Annotated in this window: 26 protein-coding genes; 8 read left to right on the forward strand and 18 right to left on the reverse strand. The window is 38.3% G+C overall.

Features of this window, described 5'->3' with window-relative positions; all coding sequences use genetic code 11:
- Window positions 1-225 precede the first annotated feature (225 nt).
- From AACU32_RS07985 to AACU32_RS08000, 4 genes are all read left to right on the forward strand, one after another.
- Window positions 226-543 (forward strand): 2Fe-2S iron-sulfur cluster-binding protein, encoded by a 318-nt coding sequence (locus tag AACU32_RS07985; protein ID WP_096599094.1) that lies wholly within the window; start codon window positions 226-228, stop codon window positions 541-543.
- 225 nt (window positions 544-768) lie between these two features.
- Window positions 769-951, forward strand: a complete 183-nt coding sequence (locus AACU32_RS07990; protein WP_096599095.1) for a hypothetical protein — start codon at window positions 769-771, stop codon at window positions 949-951.
- Between the two features lie 86 nt (window positions 952-1,037).
- Window positions 1,038-2,102 (forward strand): DUF3326 domain-containing protein, encoded by a 1,065-nt coding sequence (locus AACU32_RS07995; protein ID WP_096607908.1) that lies wholly within the window; start codon window positions 1,038-1,040, stop codon window positions 2,100-2,102.
- A 101-nt stretch (window positions 2,103-2,203) separates the two neighbouring features.
- Window positions 2,204-2,785, forward strand: coding sequence for a CPBP family intramembrane glutamic endopeptidase (locus AACU32_RS08000; protein ID WP_096599096.1), 582 nt, complete (start codon window positions 2,204-2,206; stop codon window positions 2,783-2,785).
- 35 nt (window positions 2,786-2,820) lie between these two features.
- On the opposite strand, the gene AACU32_RS08005 is transcribed toward AACU32_RS08000, so the two are convergent.
- The gene (locus AACU32_RS08005; protein WP_339377647.1) at window positions 2,821-2,979 is read right to left on the reverse strand and encodes a hypothetical protein; all 159 of its coding nucleotides are present in this window, start codon (window positions 2,977-2,979) and stop codon (window positions 2,821-2,823) included.
- A gap of 164 nt (window positions 2,980-3,143) precedes the next feature.
- On the opposite strand from AACU32_RS08005, the gene AACU32_RS08010 reads away from it, so the two are divergent.
- Window positions 3,144-7,808, forward strand: coding sequence for a tetratricopeptide repeat protein (locus AACU32_RS08010; protein WP_096599097.1), 4,665 nt, complete (start codon window positions 3,144-3,146; stop codon window positions 7,806-7,808).
- Window positions 7,809-8,030: 222 nt separating this feature from the next.
- Here AACU32_RS08010 and purN read toward each other — a convergent pair whose 3' ends face one another.
- Together purN and AACU32_RS08020 are read right to left on the reverse strand one after the other, a co-directional pair.
- Window positions 8,031-8,684, reverse strand: coding sequence for a phosphoribosylglycinamide formyltransferase (gene purN / locus AACU32_RS08015; RefSeq protein WP_096599098.1), 654 nt, complete (start codon window positions 8,682-8,684; stop codon window positions 8,031-8,033).
- The gene (locus AACU32_RS08020) at window positions 8,681-9,223 is read right to left on the reverse strand and encodes a hypothetical protein (RefSeq protein ID WP_096599099.1); all 543 of its coding nucleotides are present in this window, start codon (window positions 9,221-9,223) and stop codon (window positions 8,681-8,683) included. The genes purN and AACU32_RS08020 overlap by 4 nt, the downstream gene beginning before the upstream one ends.
- Before the next feature lie 84 nt (window positions 9,224-9,307).
- Here AACU32_RS08020 and AACU32_RS08025 point away from each other — a divergent pair, with 84 nt between their 5' ends.
- From AACU32_RS08025 to AACU32_RS08035, 3 genes are all read left to right on the forward strand, one after another.
- Window positions 9,308-10,198 (forward strand): carbohydrate ABC transporter permease, encoded by an 891-nt coding sequence (locus AACU32_RS08025; protein WP_096599100.1) that lies wholly within the window; start codon window positions 9,308-9,310, stop codon window positions 10,196-10,198.
- A gap of 144 nt (window positions 10,199-10,342) precedes the next feature.
- Window positions 10,343-10,774 carry a TMEM165/GDT1 family protein gene (locus AACU32_RS08030; protein WP_096599101.1) on the forward strand — a complete coding sequence of 144 codons (432 nt, stop codon included), beginning with the start codon at window positions 10,343-10,345 and terminating at the stop codon, window positions 10,772-10,774.
- Between the two features lie 97 nt (window positions 10,775-10,871).
- The gene (locus tag AACU32_RS08035; RefSeq protein ID WP_096599102.1) at window positions 10,872-11,162 is read left to right on the forward strand and encodes a TMEM165/GDT1 family protein; all 291 of its coding nucleotides are present in this window, start codon (window positions 10,872-10,874) and stop codon (window positions 11,160-11,162) included.
- Between the two features lie 86 nt (window positions 11,163-11,248).
- Here AACU32_RS08035 and AACU32_RS08040 read toward each other — a convergent pair whose 3' ends face one another.
- The 15 genes from AACU32_RS08040 to AACU32_RS08110 all read right to left on the reverse strand — a co-directional run bounded on the left by AACU32_RS08040 (window position 11,249) and on the right by AACU32_RS08110 (window position 25,764).
- Window positions 11,249-11,740, reverse strand: a complete 492-nt coding sequence (locus AACU32_RS08040; RefSeq protein ID WP_096599103.1) for a hypothetical protein — start codon at window positions 11,738-11,740, stop codon at window positions 11,249-11,251.
- 623 nt (window positions 11,741-12,363) lie between these two features.
- The gene (locus AACU32_RS08045) at window positions 12,364-13,410 is read right to left on the reverse strand and encodes an acyltransferase family protein (protein WP_096599104.1); all 1,047 of its coding nucleotides are present in this window, start codon (window positions 13,408-13,410) and stop codon (window positions 12,364-12,366) included.
- A 302-nt stretch (window positions 13,411-13,712) separates the two neighbouring features.
- The gene (locus AACU32_RS08050; RefSeq protein ID WP_096599105.1) at window positions 13,713-14,345 is read right to left on the reverse strand and encodes a WcaF family extracellular polysaccharide biosynthesis acetyltransferase; all 633 of its coding nucleotides are present in this window, start codon (window positions 14,343-14,345) and stop codon (window positions 13,713-13,715) included.
- An 8-nt stretch (window positions 14,346-14,353) separates the two neighbouring features.
- Window positions 14,354-14,929 (reverse strand): YdcF family protein, encoded by a 576-nt coding sequence (locus AACU32_RS08055; protein WP_096599106.1) that lies wholly within the window; start codon window positions 14,927-14,929, stop codon window positions 14,354-14,356.
- A gap of 107 nt (window positions 14,930-15,036) precedes the next feature.
- Window positions 15,037-15,531 carry a hypothetical protein gene (locus tag AACU32_RS08060; RefSeq protein ID WP_339377648.1) on the reverse strand — a complete coding sequence of 165 codons (495 nt, stop codon included), beginning with the start codon at window positions 15,529-15,531 and terminating at the stop codon, window positions 15,037-15,039.
- Window positions 15,532-15,535: 4 nt separating this feature from the next.
- Window positions 15,536-16,342 carry a glycosyltransferase family 2 protein gene (locus AACU32_RS08065; protein ID WP_096599107.1) on the reverse strand — a complete coding sequence of 269 codons (807 nt, stop codon included), beginning with the start codon at window positions 16,340-16,342 and terminating at the stop codon, window positions 15,536-15,538.
- Window positions 16,343-16,362: 20 nt separating this feature from the next.
- The gene (locus AACU32_RS08070; RefSeq protein ID WP_096599108.1) at window positions 16,363-17,013 is read right to left on the reverse strand and encodes a methyltransferase domain-containing protein; all 651 of its coding nucleotides are present in this window, start codon (window positions 17,011-17,013) and stop codon (window positions 16,363-16,365) included.
- A gap of 52 nt (window positions 17,014-17,065) precedes the next feature.
- On the reverse strand, window positions 17,066-18,229 hold the full coding sequence (locus AACU32_RS08075) for a glycosyltransferase (protein ID WP_096599109.1): 1,164 nt from the start codon (window positions 18,227-18,229) through the stop codon (window positions 17,066-17,068).
- A 12-nt stretch (window positions 18,230-18,241) separates the two neighbouring features.
- Window positions 18,242-19,417, reverse strand: coding sequence for a glycosyltransferase family 4 protein (locus AACU32_RS08080; RefSeq protein WP_339377649.1), 1,176 nt, complete (start codon window positions 19,415-19,417; stop codon window positions 18,242-18,244).
- Window positions 19,374-20,720, reverse strand: a complete 1,347-nt coding sequence (locus AACU32_RS08085; RefSeq protein ID WP_339377650.1) for a hypothetical protein — start codon at window positions 20,718-20,720, stop codon at window positions 19,374-19,376. Before AACU32_RS08085 ends, AACU32_RS08080 begins: the two co-directional genes overlap by 44 nt.
- 2 nt (window positions 20,721-20,722) lie before the next feature.
- On the reverse strand, window positions 20,723-21,943 hold the full coding sequence (locus AACU32_RS08090; protein ID WP_096599110.1) for a glycosyltransferase family 4 protein: 1,221 nt from the start codon (window positions 21,941-21,943) through the stop codon (window positions 20,723-20,725).
- 131 nt (window positions 21,944-22,074) lie between these two features.
- Window positions 22,075-23,022 (reverse strand): glycosyltransferase family 2 protein, encoded by a 948-nt coding sequence (locus AACU32_RS08095; RefSeq protein WP_096599111.1) that lies wholly within the window; start codon window positions 23,020-23,022, stop codon window positions 22,075-22,077.
- Window positions 23,023-23,051: 29 nt separating this feature from the next.
- Window positions 23,052-24,131, reverse strand: a complete 1,080-nt coding sequence (locus tag AACU32_RS08100) for an acyltransferase family protein (protein WP_096599112.1) — start codon at window positions 24,129-24,131, stop codon at window positions 23,052-23,054.
- Window positions 24,132-24,136: 5 nt separating this feature from the next.
- A complete protein-coding gene (locus AACU32_RS08105) occupies window positions 24,137-25,051 on the reverse strand; it encodes a hypothetical protein (protein ID WP_096599113.1) in 915 nt (304 codons plus the stop codon).
- A gap of 2 nt (window positions 25,052-25,053) precedes the next feature.
- On the reverse strand, window positions 25,054-25,764 hold the full coding sequence (locus AACU32_RS08110) for a class I SAM-dependent methyltransferase (RefSeq protein ID WP_096599114.1): 711 nt from the start codon (window positions 25,762-25,764) through the stop codon (window positions 25,054-25,056).
- Window positions 25,765-25,825: the final 61 nt, after the last annotated feature.

The raw sequence follows: 25,825 nt of genomic DNA on the forward strand, positions 1-25,825 counted from the left end.
GAGAATTCAAGCTTACAAGTCTTCATCCACAGTATCAACAGGTAATCAGTCTCCCTACTTGAAGTTTTTTGGTCTGGCCAGGACTTATAATTATCACTGTATAGCGACTTTTGCCAATAAATCTATTTGAAAATAATTCCTGAATTGACTTTTCTCCACTTGGTTATGTGTCTATTCATCAGATAAAATATTTCCTTTGTTAGTTAAGTTACACTCTTTTTGTATATGCCCAAAACTTACAGCGTTGAGATTCACCACCAAGACAAAATTTATACTTTGCAAGTGCCCGAAAACGCAACTATTTTATCAGTTGCTCAATCTTCTGGTTTGGACTTGCCGACTTCTTGCGGTGCAGGTGTTTGCACAACTTGCGCTGGTAAACTTAGCGAGGGAACTGTGGATCAAGCTGATGGTATGGGCGTTAGTCCAGAATTACAAAAACAAGGCTATGTGTTGCTTTGTGTCGCCAAACCTCTTTCTGATTTAAAACTTGAAACAGAAAAAGAAGATACACTTTATCAGTTGCAATTTGGCAGAGACTAATTAAAGGATCAAGGATGAAGGCTAAAGAATGAAAAATTGACGGAAATTTCTATCTTATAGCAGTCCTAAATCATGTGTGAAACTTTCCAACTCTCGATTATTTCTCTTACCCTTGGCGTACTTGGCGTACTTGGCGGTTAGTTAAAAAATATTTTCACAACTGGGATAGGATTGCTATAATACTTCATCCTTTCTAGAAAGCGCTAATCACGAGGCTAAAGCAGAATGACTACCCATTTTATTACCGCAGAAATTGACCTCCAAGAAACTGCAACAGAGTTAGAGCAAGTAATTGCCGCCGAATTGCAAAAACAGGGTGAACCTTTACGTTGGGCAATTACCTCTGTGGATACAGAACAGCAAAAGGCGACTGTGGAAGCTGTTGTCACCACAACAACAGCTGAATAATTAGTAACTAGTTCTGAGTAGTGGAAAATGAAGCAAAAGTTAAGTTACTGATGACTAATCTGACTACTCAGCACTCAGGAATTGTTATGCAACGTCCATATACTGCTATTTTAATTGTACCAACTGGCGTTGGAGCTGCGATCGGCGGTTATGCTGGGGATGCTTTACCAGTAGCCAGAGTTATATCACAGGTGTGCGATCGCCTCATCACCCATCCGAATGTCCTCAACGGTGCAAGTTTGTACTGGAACTTACCCAATACTTTCTATGTTGAAGGTTACGGACTTGACAAATTTGCTGCTGGATGCTGGGGATTGCGTCCTGTACATAGAAACAAAATAGGTTTGCTTTTAGACCAGGGGATAGAGCCAGAATTAAAGCTGCGACACTTGCAAGCAGCAGATGCAGCCAGAGCGACACTAGGCTTAACCCTGACAGATTATGTAATTACAGATACGCCATTAAATATAGAATTACGAACATCGCCATCTGGTATTAGTTGGGGGACAATTGGTAACCCAGATAGTTTATTAAGAGCAGCAGAGGTACTAATTAAACAAGCGGGAGCAGAAGCGATCGCAGTAGTAGCCCGTTTCCCTGATGATATGGAAGAGGAAGCAGTCGAAAACTATCGCCAAGGTAAAGGCGTAGATCCCTTAGCAGGTGCAGAAGCCGTTATCAGCCATTTAATCGTGCGTAGCTTTCAAATTCCCTGCGCCCATTCTCCCGCATTAGCTGCCGCACCACCAGATGCAAATTTATCTCCCCGTTCCGCCGCCGAAGAAATAGGCTATACTTTTTTACCGTGCGTTCTTGTGGGTTTAAGTCGCGCACCACAATTTATCATAGATAAAGGAACAGTCCAATCTCGAAGAGAAGATATTTGGGCAGATCAAATTGATGCGGCGATCGTACCAGCAACCGCTTGTGGTAGTAGTGCAATTCTCAGCTTAAATCAAAGCCGATGCCAAATTATCACAGTTGCGGAAAATCAAACTCAAATCCAAGTTCCTCCCCAACCTCTAGGGATAAAATCCATACAGGTAAACTCATATTTAGAAGCAGTCGGCGTTTTAGCAGCACACAAAGCAGGCGTTAATCCCTCTGCTCTGAGTCCGCAAATAACTTCATTACAGCAACTTATTTATTAGTCATTTGTCATTAGTCATTTGTCATTTGTGAATAATCATTAATTATTTCTCCGCGTCCCCGCGTCCCCTTGTCCCCCTGCCCCTCATCCCCCTAAACACCCGTGGTTGAACAACAAAAACAAGAACCAGAAATTCCCTACCTAACACGCATCCAAGTACTGGGAGCGATGGGAGCGACTGCTATCATTTTGTGGATAGTCGCCAAACTATGGTTACGCTTTGGTGAAGTATCTATATTTCCTTGGCGCTGGAACGAAAGAGATTTACTCTTGGGGGTGGGGTTGGGATTAATCATCACCACTTTGAGTGGCTTAACTTATCGCTTTGTCCCAGCCTACCGTAAAAGTGCAGATTATTACCTGGATTTGGTACTCAAGCCTTTAGTTTTACCAGATATCATTTGGCTGGGATTGCTACCGGGGTTAAGTGAAGAATTATTATTTCGCGGTGTGATGATACCCGCCTTAGGCGCAGATCATGTTGCTGTAATTGTATCAAGTCTTTGCTTTGGCGTATTGCATCTGAGTGGTTCTCAGCAATGGCCTTATGTACTGTGGGCAACCATCGTCGGCTTAATATTAGGATACAGCGCCCTTTTTACCGGTAACTTATTAGTACCGATTATTGCTCATATGATGACGAACTTGATTTCTAGTTATATGTGGAAGTTGCGAAAAGTATAGAGAAAAAATTACAGAAGGGAACTGCAAAAAATAAATTATTCCGTTAAAGTCTTTGACGGTTGACGGTTGACGGTTGACGGTTGACGGTTGACGGTTGACAGATAAGTTGGCAAGAAAAATTCAATTGATGTGCGATCGCCGAATCCATGCTCACCTAAAATCTGTAGAGAGCGACGCTTGTTGTCGCCAGACATCGCCTACCACTTCTGATTTTTTGATTGAGAACCGCTATAGCAACCAATAATTATTAACAAATATCACATTTCTGTCTACTGCTTGCTTAAGTTTAGGAAGGCTGAGAAATATATATGTAGAGAAGATAACAAATGCTCTCAAAAAATTTCTGGAAGCCTTCCCTATGAATCTACCTCTACAAGCTGGCAAAAATAGCATATATCGCTTCTCTACAATCACCGCAACTGTGATAATTTTGATAGTTGCGGCTGTGTATGGACAACCAAAAATATACAGCGCTGTAGCACAAACACCTAATACGGGTAAAGTCACCCCACCGCAAAACCGGAAGGCGGAAGCAGATAAACTTGTGGAAACAGGAACTAAGCAGCTTGATGAAAATCAAAATGAAGCAGCTTTGGAGTCTTTCCAACAAGCACTAGCTATTTATAAGGAAATTAAAGACCGTCAGGGAGAAGGTAAGGCGTTGCAAGGTTTAGGTAATGCCTATGTTTTCTCAGATAAGAATGAGAAAGGGATTGAATATTCTCAGCAAAGTTTAGCAGTTGCACGGGAAATAAAAGATCGTACATTAGAAGGAAAGTCTTTAACTATACTGGGTGTAGCGTATAAATCCTTAAAAGACTATACCAAATCCCTAGATTACCAACAGCAAGCACTGGTAATTGCCAGAGAAATTAAAAATCGTGAACTTGAGGCAGATAGTTTACGGCGTTTTGGTCATCTTTACTATGCCCAAGAGAATTATCAAAAGGCAAGTGATTACTATCAACAAAGCTTGGTAGTAGCACGGCAGATTAATAACCGGAAGTTAGCTATTGCTGCGCTAACTAGTTTGGCGGATAGCTATAACTCGCTGAAAGATTACCAGAAAGCAATTGAGTACTATCAACAAAACCTAGCAATTGCGAAAGAAATCGGCGATCGCCAAAGAGTATTATCGACTTTAATATCTATAGGTAATATTTACTCTGATTCTCTAAATGATTACCAAAAAGCCATTGATTACTATCAGCAAACTCTAGCGATCGCTAAAGAAATAAAAAACAGTGAATATCAATCTGTCAGCCTGCAAAATCTTGGTACTGTTTACAACTATAAACTCAAAAATTACCAACAAGCCATTAATTATTACCAGGAAGCATTAGCACCTACACGAGAAATTAAAGATAAGAATCGGGAATTAAATCTTTTATATAACATCGGCAAAGCCTACCAGTCTTTAAAAGATCAGCCAAAAGCTCTAGATTACTTCCAGCAGAGTACTAAAATTAACTTAGAAATTAAAAAACTCAATTGTGAATCACGAGATATTTATGCTTTTGGTGCAGCTTATGGAGAGTTGCAAGAATACACCAAAGCAATTGACTATTATAATCAAGCTTTAGTGATTGAGCGAAAAACTAACAAGCGTGATTGTGAGTTAGATATTCTAAAATCTCTAGTTGATACTTATAGTTCTCTAAAAGATTATCAAAAAATAATTAGCACCTCTCAACAAGCTTTGATAATTTCTAGAGAAATTAAAGACCGGGAAAGCGAATTTAAAATTTTAGCTTACGGTTTTGGTAAGGCATATAATTCACTACAGGAATATGCAAAAGCAATTGAATATTATCAACAAAGTCTCGCGGTTGTGCGGGATTTAAAGAAGCGCGAGCAAGAATCTGATTTGTTGAATGATATAGGTAGCATTTACCACGATTCACTTAAAGATTACCCCAAGGCAATTGAATATTTCCAGCAAGCATTAGTTATTGCTCAAGAAATCAAAAATCGTTCATATCAACTCACGGCTGTCAGAGGTCTTGGTCTTGCTAATTATAATTTACAGAAATACCAAAAAGCTATTGAATACTATCAGCAAGCACTAGCTATTGCTGAAGAAATTAAAGACTGGGAAAAAGAAACAAAGGTGCTGATAAATTTAGGTAATGCTTTTAGTGATATGAAAAACGAACCTAAAGCAATTACCTACTATCAACAAGCTATCAAAGTTGCGAGGGAAAGCAAAGACCGGGATTTAGAACAACGTACCCTAACGCAAGTGGGATTGGCTTATTCAGAACTGGAAAATTTACCCCAAAGTATTGAATACTATCAGCAAGCCTTAGTAATAGTAAGGGAAACTAAAAATCGTGATGACGAGGGTAAGATTTTAATGCTTTTAGGCAGTACTTACAGCTACAGGGGCAACTTACCCAAGGCATTTGAGCTACTTCAACAAGCATTATCCATCACCAAAGGAACTGAATTTGAAAGTGATGTTTTGGTAAATATTGCTGCTATTTATATGGCACAGGGAGATCATCTCAAAGCCATTGACTTTAGTCAACAAGCCCTAGCAATTGCCAGAGGCGAAAATCCCTCAAAAAATGGTCAGCACATTAAAAACCATAATACAGAAGGGCTAGCATTAATTATTTTAGGTGCTGCTTCCTCTCGTGGGCAAAATGATCATCAAAAAGCCATTGAGTTGTTACAACAAGGCTTGACTATTGCGCGGGAAAGTAAAAACCGTTTTTTAGAATCAACTGCTTTGAGTTACTTAAGTCTTACTTATATCAGTCTCAAGGAGTATCCCAAAGCAATTGATTTTGCCAAACAAGGTTTAGCTATTGCCCAAGAAATCAAAGATCCATTCGTCGAACTACTAGCCCTACCTTCACTAGGTATTATTTACGGGAATTTGGGAGACTATCCACAGGCAATTTCTTTTTACCAGCAAACTCTCACTATTGCTCGCAAAACTCAAAATCATTTATTTGAAGGTGGTACACTGCTATTATTAGCTAGCATTTATGATAACCAAGGAAATTCTCAAAAAGCACTTGAATTGGTGCAACAAGCAGCAACAGCATTTGAGGAAAGTAAAAGTCCTGTATTGAAAGCTACGGCGCTAATGAGTTTGAGCGGTATTTATGAAAGCTTAAAAGACTATCCAAAAGCTATTGCTACAGGCCAAGAAGCATTGACTATTGCGAGGAAGCTAAAAGACCGATCGCTAGAGTATAATGCCTTAGAAAACTTAGGTTATTTTTACCGCAAATCGGGACAAATTCAACAGGCGATATCCTTATATGAAGAAGCATTAAAAACAAATCCCACTCCCAATATTCCAGGAAGTGGTAGTGGTGCTTATACAGGTTTAGCTCGCGCCTATCGCAGTTTAAATAAGCCACAGAAGGCTATTGAATATTATCAAAAAGCTGTTCGTGGGTTAGAGGAAGTGCGGCAAAAAATTCAAGGTTTACCGCCACAGTTGCAAACATCCTTCCTACAAGCTGGTCCCAAAGGAGAAACCAAAGCAGATACTTATCGCGAGTTGGGTGATTTGTTACTTGCTCAAGGTAAGATAGCCGAAGCACAGCAGGTATTAGATTTGCTGAAACTGCAAGAGGTGAAAGATTTTCTGAAGATTAGCCAGAGAACGAGGTCACTGGAACGACCTACTGACCCTAATACAAACGCCATCCTTGATAAAGCAGTAGCTTTGGGTAAAGAACTAGATGAACTAGAAAAGATTCAACCAGCAAGTAAAAGAACGAGTAGCCAACAACAGCGAATTGTAGAATTGCGAAAATTTCAAACAGATATTCGCCAAAAGTTTGGTGAATTTCTCAAAGACCCAGAAGTGGAAAAACTAGTAGCAGAGTTACAACAAAGCACTGGGGGAGACAATATTAATTTAGAGACGCAAGTAAAAACTATCCAAGATAATCTTCAGCGACTCAAGCAAGATGCAGTAATTCTCTATCCTTTAGTTCTTAAAGACCGTCTGGAATTGGTGTTAGCAACTCCCTACGGGCCTCCTATTCACCGCACAGTTGCCGTAACTGAAGAACAACTGAATAGTACCATTAAGAAATATCGCAGCGACTTGCAAACTCGGACTAGTAATCCTAAAGTTTCTGCTGGTCAACTCTATGACTGGCTGATTAAACCTATCGAAAAAGACTTAGCCCAAGCCAAAACCAAAACCATTATTTACGCTCCCGATGGCAAACTGCGTTATATTCCGTTAGCGGCTTTATATGATGGTAAACAATGGTTAGTGCAACGCTTCCGCATCAATAATATTACTGCTCTGAGCTTGACAAATTTCACCACAAAACCACAGCCGCAAATCCAAGTTTTAGCTGCTGCATTTGCTAATTCCCAACGTAATGTTGATATCAAAGTTGGCAACAAAGATTTCCAATTTCAAGGACTAGAATTTGCAGGTCGTGAAGTGGAAGGAATAGCAGCGACAATTCGGGATACTAAAAAAGTAGTGGATGAGCAATTCAACCCAGATATTGTTTACTCAATGAATGATTACAATGTTGTGCATCTCGCCACTCATGCAGCTTTTGTTGCTGGTCAAGCAGAAGATTCTTTTATTCTGTTTGGTAATGGTAAATATGCGACTCTGCGAGATGTGCAAAACTGGAATTTACCTCATGTAGACTTAGTTGTGCTGAGTGCTTGCGAGACTGGCTTGGGTGATAAGTTAGGCGATGGGAAAGAGATTTTGGGCTTTGGTTACCAAATTCAAAGAACTGGAGCAAGAGCAGCTATTGCTAGTTTATGGTCTGTTGATGACGGTGGCACGCAAACTTTAATGAATGCTTTCTATACTGCATTGAAAAAGCCGAATACGACGAAAGCTGAAGCGTTGCAAGCTGCACAAATAGCCTTAATTACTGGGAATAATCAGGCTGTGGATCAACAGCGAGGGATAGTAGTAGAGCCAACAGTCCCGAATAGCCAACCTAGAACAGCTAGCAATAACCTCAGCCATCCCTATTATTGGGCACCGTTTATTCTCATTGGTAATGGCTTATAATCCTTCCAGATCTCCGACAACTTTTACGGATGCTGCTGGTAAGACCCCTCGCTTACCCAACAGACCGCCGTCACCCTAGAAGGGTGCGGCTAATCCAACAAAGCCCCAGGCTTCCAGCCTGCGGGCGGTCTGTTGGGTAAGCGAGAGAAGAGTATATATCAGTATTGAGGGGTCAGACTCACAATTCGCCAGCAGCATCCTTTTACGAAATCGGGGATCTAATTATCGCCTTTGTGCGGCTAGGGCGATCGCCTGTGGTAAAATTCGATGTTCCTCAAGTTGAATCCGCGCATGGAGAGTGTCTGCGGTGTCATCTGCGAGGATTGGTACTGCTGCTTGCATAATGATGGGGCCACTGTCTACTTCTAAACAAACTAGATGCACCGTACAACCAGTAATTTTTACCCCAGCTGCTAAAGCTTGTTCAACTGCATGGATACCTTTAAAACTCGGTAACAAGCTGGGATGGATATTAATAATTCGCTCAGGAAAGGCATCAATTAATACTGGTGTTAACAGTCGCATCCAGCCAGCTAAAATTACCCATTCCACATCGTACTGCTGTAAACTTTGTACAAGTTGCCCATCGAACTTTTCCCGGTTTTTGTAATCGCGGTGATTCAACAATACCGCTTCTACACCCCGATTCGCCGCCCGGATAGCAGCCTTAGCATCAGGATTGTTGTAAATTAAAACCTGAATTTGGGCGTTTAGCTGTCCTATTTCAATAGCTTGGGCAATAGCTTCAAAATTGCTACCATTACCAGAAGCGAGAATACCTAATTTTAAAGGAGTGGTAGATGTAAATTGATTACTAGAAATATTGGGAGAAATTAAACTAGTAGTAGCACTATCTGTAATGGAATTATCACTCATAAGTCAAGGTCAATAATTTTGACATTCTCCGGTACTTTCGGATTATCAGACACCTTGGTGAACAAAGTTGCTGTTCCAGAGAAAGCCGTAGGTCTAGGTTGACCGGGGTCAGTGTTATCTAATTGCAGCCGCAACTGACCATCAGCAGTCAATTCAAAAATTGTCAGTGCCTTTTTTTGATCTTTAGAGATGATGACATCAAGATGCATTGGTTTTGGTGTTGGGTCAATGCTGTACCTAAATTCCACAGCCATCGGCTTTTGCGAATTAGGGGAAAGAATATATAATTTACCATCTGGTGAGAACACAAAGGTGAGTACCAACTCTGATGAAGGGTCTTTACTTTGCCATTGTCCTATTAGTTGCTGCGCGATCGCATTTGTTGGCTGATTTATTGGCGGTGTAGTTGGGATTGGCGCTGGTGTGGGTTGAGCCAGCACAGCTGTGTCGAGATTCATTGATAATGCTATAAGTAAGCTTTGAGTCAGCATTGTGCTGGCGATCGCAAATTTGCCAAAGTAGGGTAAGATTTTCAGCATTTCGTTGAGCCAATAGATTTACCGGATCTTAGCAGCACCTCTTTCTAGAATCACACCCTATCGCATTCAAAAGCGAAAATAGCTATGACCAAATCCCGTTCCTCGCAAATGCAACTGCTAGATAATGATACAGTCGCCGCCTGGATTTTTCTCACACCAGCACTGATTTTACTAGGTCTATTTATCATTTGGCCGATCGCCTATTTGTTTTACCTCAGTTTCACCGCTGGTAGTTTTACCTCCTCTGGCACTTATCTGGTAGGCTTAAAAAATTACTGGCGCTTGCTGTTAAATGCCGATTTTTGGCAAGTTTTAACTAACACCGCTTACTTTACTGGCGCCACAATCATTCCCAGTTTAGTGATTCCCTTAGGGTTAGCAGTATTATTAAACCGTTCTTTAGCTGGGCGCGGCATCATCCGCAGTGCCTACTTTTTGCCTTCAATTATTTCCCTAGTCGCCGCTGGTTTAGGATTTCGCTGGCTATTTCAAACCACTGGCCCCGTGAACGGATTTTTAAATATATTTGGCCTTCCCTCTATCCCTTGGTTAGGTGACACATTTTGGGCTATGCCAGTAATCATTTTAATGAGTATTTGGAAACAACTCGGCTTTAATATGGTCGTGTTTTTAGCAGGATTGCAAGCAATACCCCCCAGTCGTTACGAAGCAGCCGAACTCGATGGTGCAAACGGCTGGCAACAATTTTGGCATATTACCCTCCCCGGATTGCGACCGACTTTAATTTTTGCGATTGTTACCACTGCTATTTTTACCTTGCGGAGTTTTGAGCAAGTTTATGTGATTACAGGTGGTGGGCCACTAAATTCGACCAACTTGCTGGTTTATTACATTTACCAAGAAGCTTTTGGTCAATTTGATTTTGGTTATGCAGCCGCAGCCGCAACGGTATTACTAGCAGTCACCCTAGTGTTTGTGTATTTGCAGTTGCGCACTTGGGGCGAGGAATCTTGAGGACTTTCTCTAGTATCTCCACACAAAAGAGCGATCGCACATCTTAACTAATTCCCAAAATGCCTAACACTAGTTGCAATTTATTACAAAAATCTGAGAAAATGAGAAGAATATGAAAACAACCTAGTAACAAGATTACTGCCTGTGAAACTTGACTCTACACCCTTGAGCCTTTCTAGCATATCTCAGACGGAAAACCAGCCAGAACTAAAAGACAGTACTGATATTAATTTAACGACTGCAATCATTGAGCCGCTTGAGGCTGTAGTAGCCGGTACTCCAAAAAAGCCAGAAACAGTAGCAGTTACTTTTATTACAACCTTCGTCACCATTTTTCTAGCAGAAATTGGCGATAAAACTCAGCTATCTACCTTATTAATGAGTGCAGAATCTCATGCACCTTGGGTAGTTTTTCTAGGTTCTGCGGCTGCATTAATCACTACAAGCTTATTAGGTGTATTGTTAGGAAGTTGGATAGCCAACCGACTCAGCCCCAAAACCGTAGAGAAATCAGCAGGTGTGATGTTGTTGCTAATTTCCGTCATGCTGTTTTGGGATGTATTCGTTGGTCAATAGTCATTTGTCATTGGTCATTGGTCATTTGTCTTCCTTGTCTTCCTTGTCCTCCTTGTCCCCCTGATCCCCTTCATCCCCTTCATCCCACGTAAATAATATGGATTGGCATCTTTTAGGACTAAGCTTTATTACAGTTTTTTTATCAGAATTAGGTGACAAGAGCCAGTTAGCGGCGATCGCCCTTTCTGGTCGCAGTCAATCACGGCGGGCTGTATTTTTTGGTACTGCGGCTGCTCTATTGTTAACCAGCTTATTGGGAGCATTAGCAGGGGGAGCAGTTGCAGAGGTTTTACCCACAAGGTTGTTAAAAGCGATCGCGGCTGTAGGATTTGCCATACTCGCCGCACGCTTGCTATTTTTCAACGATTCCGAATCAACACCTGAATAAAGCGGCATCGTTATTACCATATATTAATAGGGGGCACAACATTGTTGTGCCCCCTACTTTGTGTAATTTTACCTAAGATTTTAATCTTAAGCTTCCTGTTTCCAACAACAATTTAAAAGCGCACCACCAGCTATCAGCTTGAGCGCTTCCAATACCCAATAACCACCGTGCAGCAAATTCATCGTCGCCGGAATAGTAGTCTCTGCATCAAATGCATTGAGATGCAATCCGATCGCACTCATCTGCGGCGTTAAAAAATAAGTATCCAGCAAAGCTATAACTAGCAGCAGCACAGACAAAACAATTCCGTTGCGCCGCCAGCTAACTTGGGTTTTGCTTAAAGCTAGTACGCCAGTTAAGACTACAGCAGCAGACAATAATTCCACACGATTAAAATTCCAAAAAATCACATAGCCAACTGTCGAAAAACTAGCTTGGGTCATCATGCCAGAAAGGTATAGACTAGGCATAATTACCCAATCTAAAATTACACTAGCGCTGAGCCAAAAGCCTAAAGTTAATAGAACAGCAGGTTGCCAAAAAGACTGCTTGAATTGAACGTTAGAAATAGTAAGCATAAGAATAATTGCTGTGTTGTATTTCTAGTTTCAACCTCTAGGCATGACTTTGACAACACTTATCAATTATCCTTTACAAACCAATTGCAACTTGCGAGAAAAAATAGAATGATTATTGAGTTTTATTAATTACTTACTGCAATAATTAAGTTTATTTAAGAATGTTTAAACGTTAAAGTACAGGTTCTGCCCGATGCACGGTTGCGCATATAAAAAATCACATACAATTACTAAAGCCTAGATTTAGCAAGGATTTTGAGGCACTATAGCGGTTCTCGTTTGGATGCAATAAACAAGAGGGGGTTTCCTGTTCGCGCTAGACGTTTTCTACTCATGATGTATCACTAAGAACATCAATTCCGATGTTCTTAGATTACATCTTATGGTTCCTTTTTGCTTAAGTTGACACCAATGAGCACTGCTGTGCCCCTACGAATGATCTGTATTCTATGCAATTGAGAACCGCTATATTTCCGTTTAAGCGCGGATCTTTTGGCCCCTCCCTCTGCCTCTTTGCTGAATTGCAGCATAAGCTGCAAGAACTCAAACGATCAGTTGACGATTGAAATAATGCCAGAGAATCTTCGAAGAATAGCTAAAGCAGCTTCAAGTACACAAAGTTTTTAACCGTATCCAAAGTATCGTTTTAATGATAAGAAATATTTTTCATACACTTCATAGCTCACATATGCAGTTAAGTATGTTAAAGAAACAGAAAGAACAAGTGCAACATAAAAGTTGTAATTCTGATGACCTATGCAGGTATAAACTAGAGGATGAAAAACGTACAGACCATAACTTATTTTTCCCGTAAATACTAAAAAACGATTTTCTATAATTTGAGAAATAAAATTTTGAGGCTTTTGGATTGATAGATAGCCGACAACACAAAAATAAAAAACAGCTATAACTGTAAATTTCATAATTTGTACTAAATCCATATGTTGACCACCGATAAATAGCCAGCTAATCAACATTAAAATAAAAGAAAAAATTCCAATATTTAAGAAATATTTTCTGTATACAAAAAGCTTATTCCTATATTCTAGATAGGCAAGTAATGAACCAATAGCAAGGGCATCAAATCTGCATAGAGTAAAGTAAAACACGCCTATATCAAAATTAACTAGGATGATACGAATGACTACTGATAACAAAATAATTCCCAGAGATGCCCATATTAAATGCATTCTTGGTAAGAAATATACCAACAATGGCCAAAAAAGATAAAAGTGTTCTTCAACAGCTAGCGACCAAAAATGAAGAGGTCCGCTACTTGGCAAAGTCGTAAATGTACTTGGAATATTTTGCATATATAAGTAATACCATATTTGATGACTTAACGGTGGTGTATGACCTATTTTAAACAAGGGTAAAATAAAGTAAGCTAATATCAAAAATCCATAATATAAAGGAAAAATTCTCAATGCGCGTCTGATATAAAAATTAGTAAAATATTTTTTTTCGGTTTTTGTAAATATTAAAATTCTAGTAATCAAAAAACCAGAGAGTACGAAAAATAGATCTACACCTGTTTGACCAAATACAGCAACTTTACTTAGAAAAGAACTGAAAGGTTGCCAGTGGAAATGGAAAAACATTACCATTAATGAAGCAATCCCTCTAAGTCCGTCTAGGGCATGGATATAAGTAATTTTTTGGTTTGCCATTCAAAATTAATCAAATTTGATTAGCTATCTTAAGATTGGGATTTAAATACAATCGCACTCACTGCACATCAAAGTTTTTTCAAGTGTGGTTGCGGGGAAAGCACATCTAACAATATACTCAGTATTTAAATGGAATATTCGCTCAAAATCATTGCTAAATCTAGTTTTTAGCCATTATATGTGTTTTTTTATAAGAACACCGCACATCAAGCAGAACCTGTACTTTAAGGTCACTGCTAACTCACCGCACTAGTAACAAAATTTAGCTCACATATCACCCCATAGGTGCTTTCTTATCCTCCTTATTCTGGTTCCCCAGTTAAATCTTGTTCAAGAATGCGGCGGACATGAATAAATTCATCTGCTGCGGATATCTGAAGTACATCTTCTACTTTTTCCCGGACTCTGCTCTTAATAGGTTGAGCAGGGTTACCTGCATAAATTATCATTGGTTTTAATGAACGCCCAGTCACCCCACCTAAAGCCAATACTGCGCCGCGCCCAACTGTAACTCCAGGGCCAATTACCGACTTAGCTGCAATCCAACTACTCTCATGGATGTGAATTGGTGCAGGAATCAGTTTAAAATCTGGATGATACCAGTCATGGTTACCGGTGCAGAGATAGACTCCTTGCGATAGACACACATGACTTTCAAGGATCACAGGCGCAAGGTTATCAATCCAAGTATTTTCCCCAATCCAAACAAAATCACCAACAGTCAAACGCCAAGGAAACTTTACCCGCACACCTGGTTTAACGCGGACTTGTTGACCAATGGTAGCGCCAAAACTGCGAAGTACCCAAACCTTGAGAGATGAAACCGGTAGCAAATTACTCTCAACTATAGGCGAACCAACAAAATGCCACAAAAGTTGCTTCCAGTAGGCTGCGCCGGGAGTATAACTATCTAAGGTATATTTATCTAAATGCATAAAATCGGTTATTTAATATTAGGATTAAGGCTAGCTCCAGTACGTCTTGAGAAAATCCAGAGCAAAGAACGACCAATATCTCTCAGAATGTGGGTAATAGATTCTTTAGGCTCCTTTGAGGGGATGGAGACAGAGGTAAAGGTAATGCCTTGGCTACCCAGAACTAGAATGGCTATAGATTTTGCCCTAGGCATGTGAAATTCGGAGGTAATTAAATAAATATGCTGAATATGACGTTTTTTAAACTCAAAAACCAGAGAAGTAAAGTTAGTAACAGTGTCAACAGCACGGTAGTCCAGATGAAGACGGCTGTTGGGGATATCTGCGTTCTGGAAAATGCAACGAGCTTGTTTAGGGCGCATACCACTAGAAACCCAGATGTCTAGAGTGGGATGTATTCGGGCAAATTGGGCAGTGAATTTTTCTCGATCTGAATCGCCACCAAGGGTAAGAATAGCTTGAGGGTAGGGGGCTTGGTAGGATGCGATCGCTATTCGGATGGGGATAACACTGAGCGACACTAATATAATACTGACTAGGCTCAATTTGCCATATTTTTTGAGTTGTCTATGCAACTGTTTCATGTGTTTTCAGCACTTTTACACCAGGTTGCATATATTTAAACCACAAGCTAATTTCTTTATTTCTTTCCTTGCGTCTATGGATGAGATTTAAAAAATTTTTGCTAAATTTATTCGGGATTAATTCCCATTTCTCGCAGTCTTTGTGCTAATTTAGCAGCTTTTTGTTCTGCCTGTTGGGCACGTTGGCGTTCTTGTTCTACTAACTCACTTCCCCAAGGCAATAAATTTCCTGATTTATTCCACCAGCGTAGCCAATAGCCTTCCAATTCTGCTTCTCTCTTCATCCAAACGCCCAAAAATAAGCCCAAGGCTTCTATCCAAAAGCTTCCAGTTTCATCTGGGGATTGTTGTTGATACTTACTCTGCTCTAATAAATAGACTTCTAATACCCCGATTTGAGGATGAAAAATTACGTAGACGGGAATCCTTAAAATCTGTTCATAAAAGTACCACTTGGTCTGATTTAGGCGATCACTAGCAGGGTCAATTTCATCTATTATCCAGACTCCCATTTGCAAATATTTTGAGTTAGCGATCGCCTGAACAAATAGTTGAGGACAGACGAATGCTATTAGCAAGGGATTGATACTGAGCAATGGCACAATGTCACTGATATATCACTGATTTTTCAGTTGGTTCATCAGAATGATGTTTTAATTTTTCTGCTTCAATCAGATGAATTGCCAGCAGCACTTCTGCTAATACGCGCTGGAATGCATAGTAAAAACCATGCCAGCCGTCGAGAATACCTCCTTTAATAATTAGGCAATAGAACAAGATAATGATGGGCGCAAGGATTTTTTGTTTACGGATGCGATCGCCTAAACTGAGTTCATGTGTGGGAGTTTCTAGCAATTTCTTAGCTTCAATCACCATATAGCGATCCTGTGCCCATAGCCAACGACTCAAGGGTTTGCGATCGTCATGGTACATGTAGGCTGATAATTTACTTGATTGACCCTTAACTTCTAGCAGTTGAGTATGACCATCATCAATATAAATAGCTTGAGATTTTCGGAATAATACCTGGCGAGGAGGTAGTAAAGTACCGTGCAGGGCTTTACCAAATACGCAGTATTTAAACTGTACAAAGTAACCATTAACAGGAGAATATAGAGACAGGTTTTGAATCTCTGCAATCAGTTCATCCGTAACAATGTAATCTGCATCAAGGGCAAGAACCCATTCAGATTCAACTTTTTCTAAACCGTAGTTCCATTGTAAAGTATGAGTATCAAATTGCCGTTGAAATAGCTGAATTTGAGGATATTTTTGGAGAAACTTTAAAGTTTTATCATTACTATAACTATCAATGATCACTATTTTTTTTGCCCAGGTGAGTTGTTTGATATTTCTCTCAATATTGAGGGCTTCATTGTATGTCAAAATGAGCGGGGTAATTGCTTCTAGCATTAGGGCTTTATTCACGGAGATTATTTGGACAAAAGAGGCGTGCTAGAACACAACATAGTTTTCCAGAGATAAGGAAGTCTACCAGCAAAGTTAAATTTGATATTTGTATATTCTTCTGTTTCTAGTAGAGCAGTCATAGATGCTACAGAAAAGAACTTGATATGACCCCCATCCCAGAGAGTAGTGAAGTGTTTATCCATCTTGCCGGAAACAGCAAGCACCAGATTCTTAAAATAGCCATGATAAGGTGTTGTTAGAATTAAACTACCATTTGGCTTTAGGCATTTTTTGGCAGTTCTAAGTATTTCTCTAGGATAAAATAAATGCTCAATTACCTCAGAGGCAATTACAATATCAAATTTCTCTCCTAGTTCTGAATAAGGAAGATTGTAAATGCTTCCTTGAATAAATCGACACTCGGGAAAAGTATGGCTCGCAAATTTTACACCAGACTCAGATTCTTCAATGCCAACAACTTCATAACCATTCTTTGCAATGAAGTTGCTCAAACTGCCATTACCACAGCCAATATCTAAAACACGGAGGGGACGTTGCTTTTCCAGAACGGAAGCCGATTGAGATATCAGATCCAACAGAGGTTTAGTGAGATAAGTATGATGATGTCCAAGTTCAGCATCAGTATATAAATATTCATATTTATTAGCAATCATAGGTGTAATCAATTATTGTTTATATTTGATGGTGATAGCAAGCAGGAACAGGCTAATTGTTGAGGATTGTTTGATAAGATGAAATCAATTTTGAACCTACACGCTCCCATGTATAATTTTCCAAGATAAATTGACGAGCGCGATCTCCCATTTTTTCTGCTTGTATGGGTTCTTGTAAAAGTTGAATTAACACATTAGCTATTTCATCAGCATTAATATCAATAACACTAGCAACTTTAGCTTCACCAGCTTCCGGAAAATTACAACCAGTAGTGATAACACAGGGTAAACCAGCTGCCATACCCTCCAGCACTGACATACTAAAACCCTCAGAATAGGAAGGAGAAACGTAGATGTTAGCCGCTGCTAAAGCCGCATATTTTATAGTACCTGTTAGCATTCCAGTAAAGGTGACAGCATTTCTACATTGTGCGTCAACAAAGTATCTTTCAGCAGTGGGTAAAAATCCTATATTATCTTGCCCTGCAATAATCAGGTGAGTCTCCGGAAATTTTTGATTTACTTTAGCAAAAGCAGGTGCTAATAAATCCAATCCTTTTTTGGGATCAATACGACCTAAAAATATAATTAAATTTTTATTACGAGTTTCAGGAAACTCTTGATAAAAAATATCTGGGTTGGGAAGAGAGTCAAAATCTGTGCTATTAATGCCATTAGGTACAAAAACTAAGGGAATTTTTAAGTCAAGAAGGTTTATATGTCTAGCTTCGGTAGAAGCTGTCATTTGCAGAGCATTGGCTTTTTGTAGTAATGGCTTTTCCAAAAAAGTAAAGTAAAGTTTTTTCTTCCAAGCTTTATAAGCTAATGCCCAAGGCTCCATCATGCCGTGAGGAGTTGCAATATATGGAACTTTGCGAAATTTACAAGCCCAATGAGCAGCTAAAACTGGATAGGAAAATATAGCATTAGTATGTACTATATCATAATTAGATACATTTTTAAATAACCAATTAGTCATTGACCAAGTAAACTTGTAATCTAATAAATTTACATAGGGAAAATACTGTACACGATAAGAATCTTTTTTTATCCATTGATTTAGAGGCACATCTAGGTTTGTCGAACCATTGGCATTAGTAGCGATGATATCAACACTCTTACCTAATTTAGCGACCGATTCTGCTAATTCAAGAACAATTTTTGTAGGACCACCATAGATATTTCCCAAGGCAGGGATAACCATCAAAACTTTCATATTTGTTTATATTTAATGGTGTGATAAAGAATATTTAACTGCTTGAGTTAATTGTTGAGCGAAGTAGTCAGGAGAATACTTTTGAATATGCTCTAAAGCCGCCTGACCCATTTTCTGCAAGCCAATTTGCCCTGAGCTCATTTTCACCATCAAATCAGTTAGCTGTTGAGAATCTCCAGGATCAAAACCATAACCGTTGACTCCCTCAATGATTAAATCTTCATAACAGCCACAGCGATTGGATACTAATATAGGTAAACCTGCTGCCATTGCTTCATTTACTACTAATCCCCATTGTTCTTGAACGCTGGCATGAATAAAACAGCTAGCATGGGCAAAATAAGGTAAAAGTTGATCCTGTTGAAGAAATCCAGGCAGATGAATGTAATCTTTGAGTTTCTCAGTAACAATTTGTTCTTCTAGTTGTAAACGTAATTCCCCATCACCACAAAGAACTAAATCCCAAACTTTAGCACCTGCTGCTTGACGATAAGCGGCATAAGCTGAAATCAGAAATGGTAAGTTTTTTTTAGAAACAAATCTATTAATAGCTAAAAAGAAAGGCTTATCTAACGGGGATGGTAAGGATTTGATACGATCAGGATGAAACACATGATTACCAACTACGTCATAACCTAGAAAAATAGCTTCAGCAGGCATTCCTAACTTGAGCAAATAATGTTTTTGTGATTGTCCTCCTACTAAAGCGGCATGGTATCTTTTAACTAGCCAACTTTTTATTTTTTCTTTCCACCAAGAACGAGGCTCATCATGTTCTGTCGTTTCCGATAAAAGAATAGCTGGTTTACGATGCCAGAAACACCATAACCATGCAGATAGCATGGAAGGACGAGCATAACCAGCAATTGCTAAAACATCTGGACTAGTCTCATTGAAAATGGATATTAACTTGGAGAACAATAGACTGAATTTTGCACATTCCAAAGCACGATCATCAATCACTGATATAATTTGGCAAGGAAATTCATCAGGTTGTGTTATCCAGGGATATTCTTTTTCTAAACGAGCTAATTCAATACCAAAAAGAGTCCACTCTCGAGAGGAACAAGCATGATGGGCCGCTTGAACCCGAGCAAGATGATAAGGACCGTAATTAGTAAACAAAATTGCTATTTTCAGATGTTTATGAGCGTGATTCATCATTATAGTAGTAATAATAAGCAGCAATTCTCTGTACTCGGCGATGCTCAAAGTGTTCGAGACAGCGGACAATAATATAGCCAAAAATCATAGGCCAAAGAACGAGCAGGGTAATATCTCGTCCTAAGTTAGGTGTAACACCCAAACCTATTAAGAAAAGAGCCAGTCGTAATATTGATGCTCGCTGACTCCACAGGTATCCTAAAAAAGCAGCCCATAACGCCATTAAAATAGCAGGTGCAATCGGTCCAAACCAAAAACCAAAATTTATGACACCACGTCCAATAAATCCGGCTGAAATTGTTGCCTGAATACCGCTACTGGGATTACGCAGAAGATTGTATTCATGCCCTAAGAGGGGTTTATCTGTCCATAAAAATCGAGGTATAATGTTTAGGAATTCAGCTAAGTAGTCCATACCATACTGTAAAGTTAACTGCCCTTGTTCGTAAAAATGATTGATATAAAATAATTCCTCAGCCATATTCAAGCCCAGATGCTTAGTGCTGGGATTGAGAGTAGTAGTACCTTGGAAGTAAGCATCAATGCCTGTATTGCGAAAGCTAATTACGATTAACATCAAATAATTAATAACAAAAAATAGTCCTGCTGAGATTACTGCTTTTAGCCACCATTGTTGGCGGGAAGTCAACAAATATGTCAGATATGCTGGCATGACTACAGCAAGAAAGGCGTTTCTTGTGCCAGAAAGATAGAAAGACGGCCAACTAATGGCGATCGCTATTAAATTGATGACTTTCGCTTGAGGTTGACGTTGAAAGAAAAATAGCACGCCAAACATTGCACAGATCAGGGCGTAAATGTATCCAGCAGCTGATACTATAAAGTCAGTTTCAACTCCCACTGCACCCCTACTCCACAGTTTGGGTGACCAGCGCCCACCATGCGGAAATAAGGCTTGGAAAAAATCCCAGTTTAATCGGCTGATACCATAAATTAGCAAAAGCAGCCAAATAAAAAGCAATATTTGCATTAGCCGATTGGGATTTAGGGTGAACCAGTTGAATTCAGTTACCTTAGATTGATATTTTTGTAAGCTATGGCTAAAGTTGGGTAGTAGCAAACGGAAGACGATCAGAAAAAGGCAGATTTGATAATAGCCTTGCTCTATAATGAAGTTCTCAAAAATGGTCAAACGTTCAGGAGTATAGAAGACTTCAGTGAAGTACCACATCCCAGTAGTTAAGTAGGTCACCAAGGCAGGGATAGCCCAACTCTGATATATTTTACTGAGTGCCTCCACAAATAAGAAGAGTAATAGGACTGCGTCAATGTAATAAATAAAAGGGATTTCAAGAGTTATGGGCATAGTTAGAATCTCAGCAGGTGTTCAGCAAGAGAGTCGAGTGTAAATTGTTGATTAAGTTGAGATTTTTGCGCTAAGGCTGTCAGCTTTTGTGGAAACTCAAGACAGCGTTGTAAGGCATTGGCAATTGCTTCACAACTCACGTTATCTAAGAGCCAACCGTTGATATCATCCAATACCACATCACCACAGTAAGCAGAAGCAATTATCGGGAGTTTCCAAGCTTGCGCTTCTAACTGAGTTAGCCCAAATCCATCAGATAGCGTTGGGAATAAAAACACATCAGCTTGTTGATAATATTGATCTATTTCACTACGATTAACATGACCTACCCAACGAATTTGAGGATGAGTTTTAAGGTGAGGTGGAATGTTAATCTGCTGAGAACCCACAATCCAGAATTCAATGGGATATCCTTGCAGATGTTCTACTGCTTCCAAGATGGCTGCAATCCCTTTTCGTAAAATTACTTGTCCTAAAAACAAGACCCTTAACGGGCGCTCTTGAGAAAATGATTCTGGATAGGTGCGGCTAGAGTGTTTTACGACTTTCGGCGGAGTATAGGCTAAAGGAATTACATGGATTTTATCAGAATTAATACCTACCTTTTCTATTAGCTGACGTGACCAATGGGAATTGACAATAATACAATCAGCCAATGCACATTCTTCTTGCCATCTTTGCCAGTAAGAAGCAGGAACAAGTTCACAGTCTGATTTATATTGTGGATATTTTTTATATTCTTGAATAAGAATTTCTTCCTCTAAAGGTCCTGGATCTATTTGTCCTAAAATAGTAAACCATCCCTGTTGTTTAGCAAAGCGAAATAATTCTCTTGCCGCGTAACTATAAGAGAATAGAACTGGAGGATATTTAAACTGTGTATCTGACTTTTTCAGTAAATTAATTGCTTGCTTTTGAAACCAATAATTACGAGCAATTATTTTATTCCATCCTGATTTATTTTGTGCTTTTTGGGCAATTTCAAAAATAATTATAGATAAATTAAATGCATAGACTGATGCTTGAGATAATCCAGGATGGAAGCGTTCTTTTAGTGCTGTGATAGATGGAAAACTTAAGGTTCCAAATGGAGATTGAGGCTCAACCCAAGTATCAGTGATTAGGTGTGCTAACTGTCCATTTTCATGTAAAGTTCTAGGAATAGCGTAGTTTTCTCTAGCACCAATTTGACAGCAAATCCAAGTTTTGGAAATTTTATTCATAGCTGTGATGCTAATTTTACGATAAATTTAATTGAATAAATCTGTACTAAATCACTATTGGCTTTTTTCAGCTAAAATAGCTTTGATTGCTATTTCAGATTTATTTTAACGAATTTAGAAAAAAATCTAAATCATAGCGATCTTAAAGACTGAAGAATTCTGAAGGCAAAACGATCGCAGCAATATGGAAGTATGCTCCACACATAAATCATCCATTTCAAAAATATATTTTTATCTAGTGTTTGTAAAGCATACTCAAAACCTCTATTACGTTCTGAGTAATAACCTTTTTCAGAAAATTCCATTGAATGTATTAGAATTTTTCCAACTAACCTAAGCTCCAGTGCTGAATCAAGAAGATTCATCTCATGTGCCTTATCTCTAATTGCAATACAGGAATGAATAACGCTTTGTATATAATCATATCGAAATGTTTTTGTGCCTACTCGTTCTGCTGAATGCTCGCGCCATAGCCCAACTAGATGTTTTATAAATTGACCTTTTCCTCCTGCTATTTTGACACGAGCTTGAAACTCCCAGTCTTGAGAACCCGTTAGCTCCTCATTCCAGAAACCAACTTTTTGCAGATAACTACGACGATAAATAGCTCCCATTGTATGCCAATGGTAACCAGCAATATCTTTAGGAATTCCAGAAAAATTTGACCCAATTGGGTTGAGATTATTAATAGGTTGAAGCTTGGAGTCTACTATAACAACTTGTCCATAAACATAGTCTAGGTTTATATCTTCTTCAAGTTTACTCAACAAAGGAAAAATAGCATTTTCCGCGAGTACATCATCGGAGTCCATAAAAAAGATGTAATCTCCAGTTGATCTAACAATCCCACGATTTCTAGAAACTTGCGCGCCAAGATTTTTTTCATTCCTAGCTACGATAAGACGAGTAGGTGATTCAATCTGTTGCCACTTAGCGCAGAGAAATTGAGTCTCATCATTTGAGGCATCATCGGCTATGACGATTTCATATACAGGTGGAAATTGAATCAAAATTGACTCAACTGCTTCAGCCAATAACCTCGCACGATTAAAGGTTGGAATAATAATCGATAATTTCATTAAATAAAATTAAACACTAATTAATTTCTTTAAATTGATTTATATTTGATTTTACGAGCTAATTTTTGGGCAGGATATTCAAGAAAAACGTAAAACCCATAGGCAACAATAATACTTGATAAGAAAGTTAAAATTGGCACCAAATTAACCAATAAAATTTGCAAAGGTAAAAAATCGAGCTTCAGGATAAATCTTGCAAAAGATTCACCTGCACTCGCGAGGGCTTGATGAGTTGCATACCAAGAATAAGATATAGTGCCAAAAAATAAAAATATTCTTCCTATTATATTCTTTGATAAAGAATTAGGATGCCATACTAAAACCGTAAAAAAAGTAGCAATTCCAACTAACCACTGATACAGGTTTGTACCAGATAATACTACAATATTGCTTAGTATAGTTAAGACAGTAATGATAGTTAAGTTTGATAAATGTTGACGGTATTGCATTGCGCAAAAAATACCTAATGCAAAGTAAGGTATATATTTAATAACTTGTAATGGCTGACAAAATGGATAAATAAAAACAAATAAAGACAATACTATAGGGATTAGGCTCACATATATAGACTTTTTCGAGCCAAGGTAACGAAACCAAGGATAAAACAGACCTATAATAATGTAAAATTGAAATTCAACAGCAAGAGTCCAATAGGCACCAAGAATCCACTGCTCGTGAGTAAAAGGTATTAAATAGAGAAAATGATAAAGCAGTGTTTTGAATGTTACAAATGAGGGGTTACCATTGGGTGCTAATCTTGTTAAAGTGGCGAACAATAAACAGCTAAAGATGATAGAAGCAAAGTATACTGGTTCAATACGGACTAATCTTCTGAAGAGAAATTTTCTATAACCCTTTAACTTATAGTTTTCACTGAGTGAGTAAGGTAAGATAAAACCAGAAATCACGAAAAAGGCTATGACACCATAAATACCAAGATTGTTAAGCCAACTAAAATATTGATTGAATATTGCATAAGGTGGACGACCGATAATATGTTCACAAACAACTAAAAAAGCTGCTATCCCACGAAGTATATGAATGGAATCTAAATATTCATAATTATCTATTGTAGGGTTTTTTTCGAGATTACTTCCTGTCAAATCCATACTAATTATTTAAAATATTTTCTTAAATCTAGTTGTAATTCTGAAAGACAATGTTTTATTTGTATGTCGTTATAACCTAAATCGACATTAGTGTGCATTAGCGAAACCGCTTGACTGTTTGCATATTCAATACAAGGAAAAGAATATAAAGATTTTTTACAATAAACTCCACTTTCTAGATGAGCTAATTTTAGCCAGACATCATCTGCTTTTGGACAAGCGTTAGATATTAAATGCCAATCTCGAAAGCGAGAAGATATTCGTTCTGGAAAAATTAAAACTCCTCCACAGCCAACTGGAAACAAACCATAAGAAGATTGGCCAAAACTCTGGATATCTTTATCCCAAGATGCATAGGGTAAAATTTTCACATCGGGGGAAATTCTCATAAGATGGCAACGATGTGCAGTACATGATTGACCGTCATCTGAATTGATTAAAGATTCATACCAATGTTTTGGATAAAAAATATCATCATCACAGATTACAAATGGTTGATTGCTTACAGTAGCTAGAGGTAGCCATTTTTTATGACAACCATAATTTTGGGTTTGGTGAAATTCGACAATACTCGCTTGAAAGAGTTCAATTATTTCAGGATCTAAAAGTTTGTAATCTTTATAAGAAAGCCAAACATAAATTTTTTCTGGCAGCTTACTTTGGTCTAAAAGATTAAGTAGCACTAAAGGCAAGCTATCGTATCTCAGAGGGTAAGAAGTTAATGATATGGGAGGTAATTTACTGCTTCCATAAATTGGTAAGCTTAAGCAACCTTTTTTGGCTTCTTTGAGCCTTTTTCGCATAAACTTAGTTAAGATTAGTGATAAACCTCTTCTAAATGTTCCTCTATTTTTTAGAGATTTAGAAAGAATGTAGCCCTCGGAAGAAGTGCAAAGATAGTAAAATAAGTTTTTTTCCATACTTAATTTTCATTGACAGTATTCTTGTAAAAATAGAAATCTGAGAATGAAGTCGTTCCGTCATCACCATTATATGGATATATGTTTGGGATCATTTTAATGAGTTGCCAATTAGGTTGGTTTTTTTCAACCCATAAGGAAAAAACTCTGTGTCTTACGTGAGGGGCTTGATCTGGTTCGTTATTATTACTATTAGAAGAATAAATACATACAAACTTTTTTGACGATTCAAATAGAAGAGACATATATTTATCAAAAACAACATCTTCAACTAGATGAAAAATAACATCTAAGGAAAGGGTCAATTCAGCTTTATATTTAAATTTTTGTATGTCTTCATGGACTTTTAGTTCTAAAAAAGATTTACACGGATCGGCAGAAAAAACCTTACGGCATATTTCAATTGCATGAGGACTAATATCAAAGCCAATATAATGGTCATATTTGGCATAACGTAATTGATTGCCATCGCCACATCCAAATTCTATGACTGTTTTAATAGAATTATCTTCAACAAAAGAGTTAATTATATTAGCTTTAAACATAGCAAGTTTATTGTATGATCCCGAACCTGAATTTCCTCCAAATTTATATCTTTGTCTCCAATAATATGATGATTTGAAAAAGTATTTTTCAATGTATTGTTCAATTTTGTTGTTAATTTTTAAGAGAATTTTAACAATAGAATGTATGTTAAAAATTGTATTTTTCATATTTATATAATTAGCAAAAGTTTTAATTATGATTTTGAAAAGTAAGTTTTGCAGTTAGTTA

It is taken from the genome of Calothrix sp. NIES-2100 (assembly GCF_963875285.1).
Taxonomy (GTDB): Bacteria; Cyanobacteriota; Cyanobacteriia; order Cyanobacteriales; family Nostocaceae; genus Aulosira.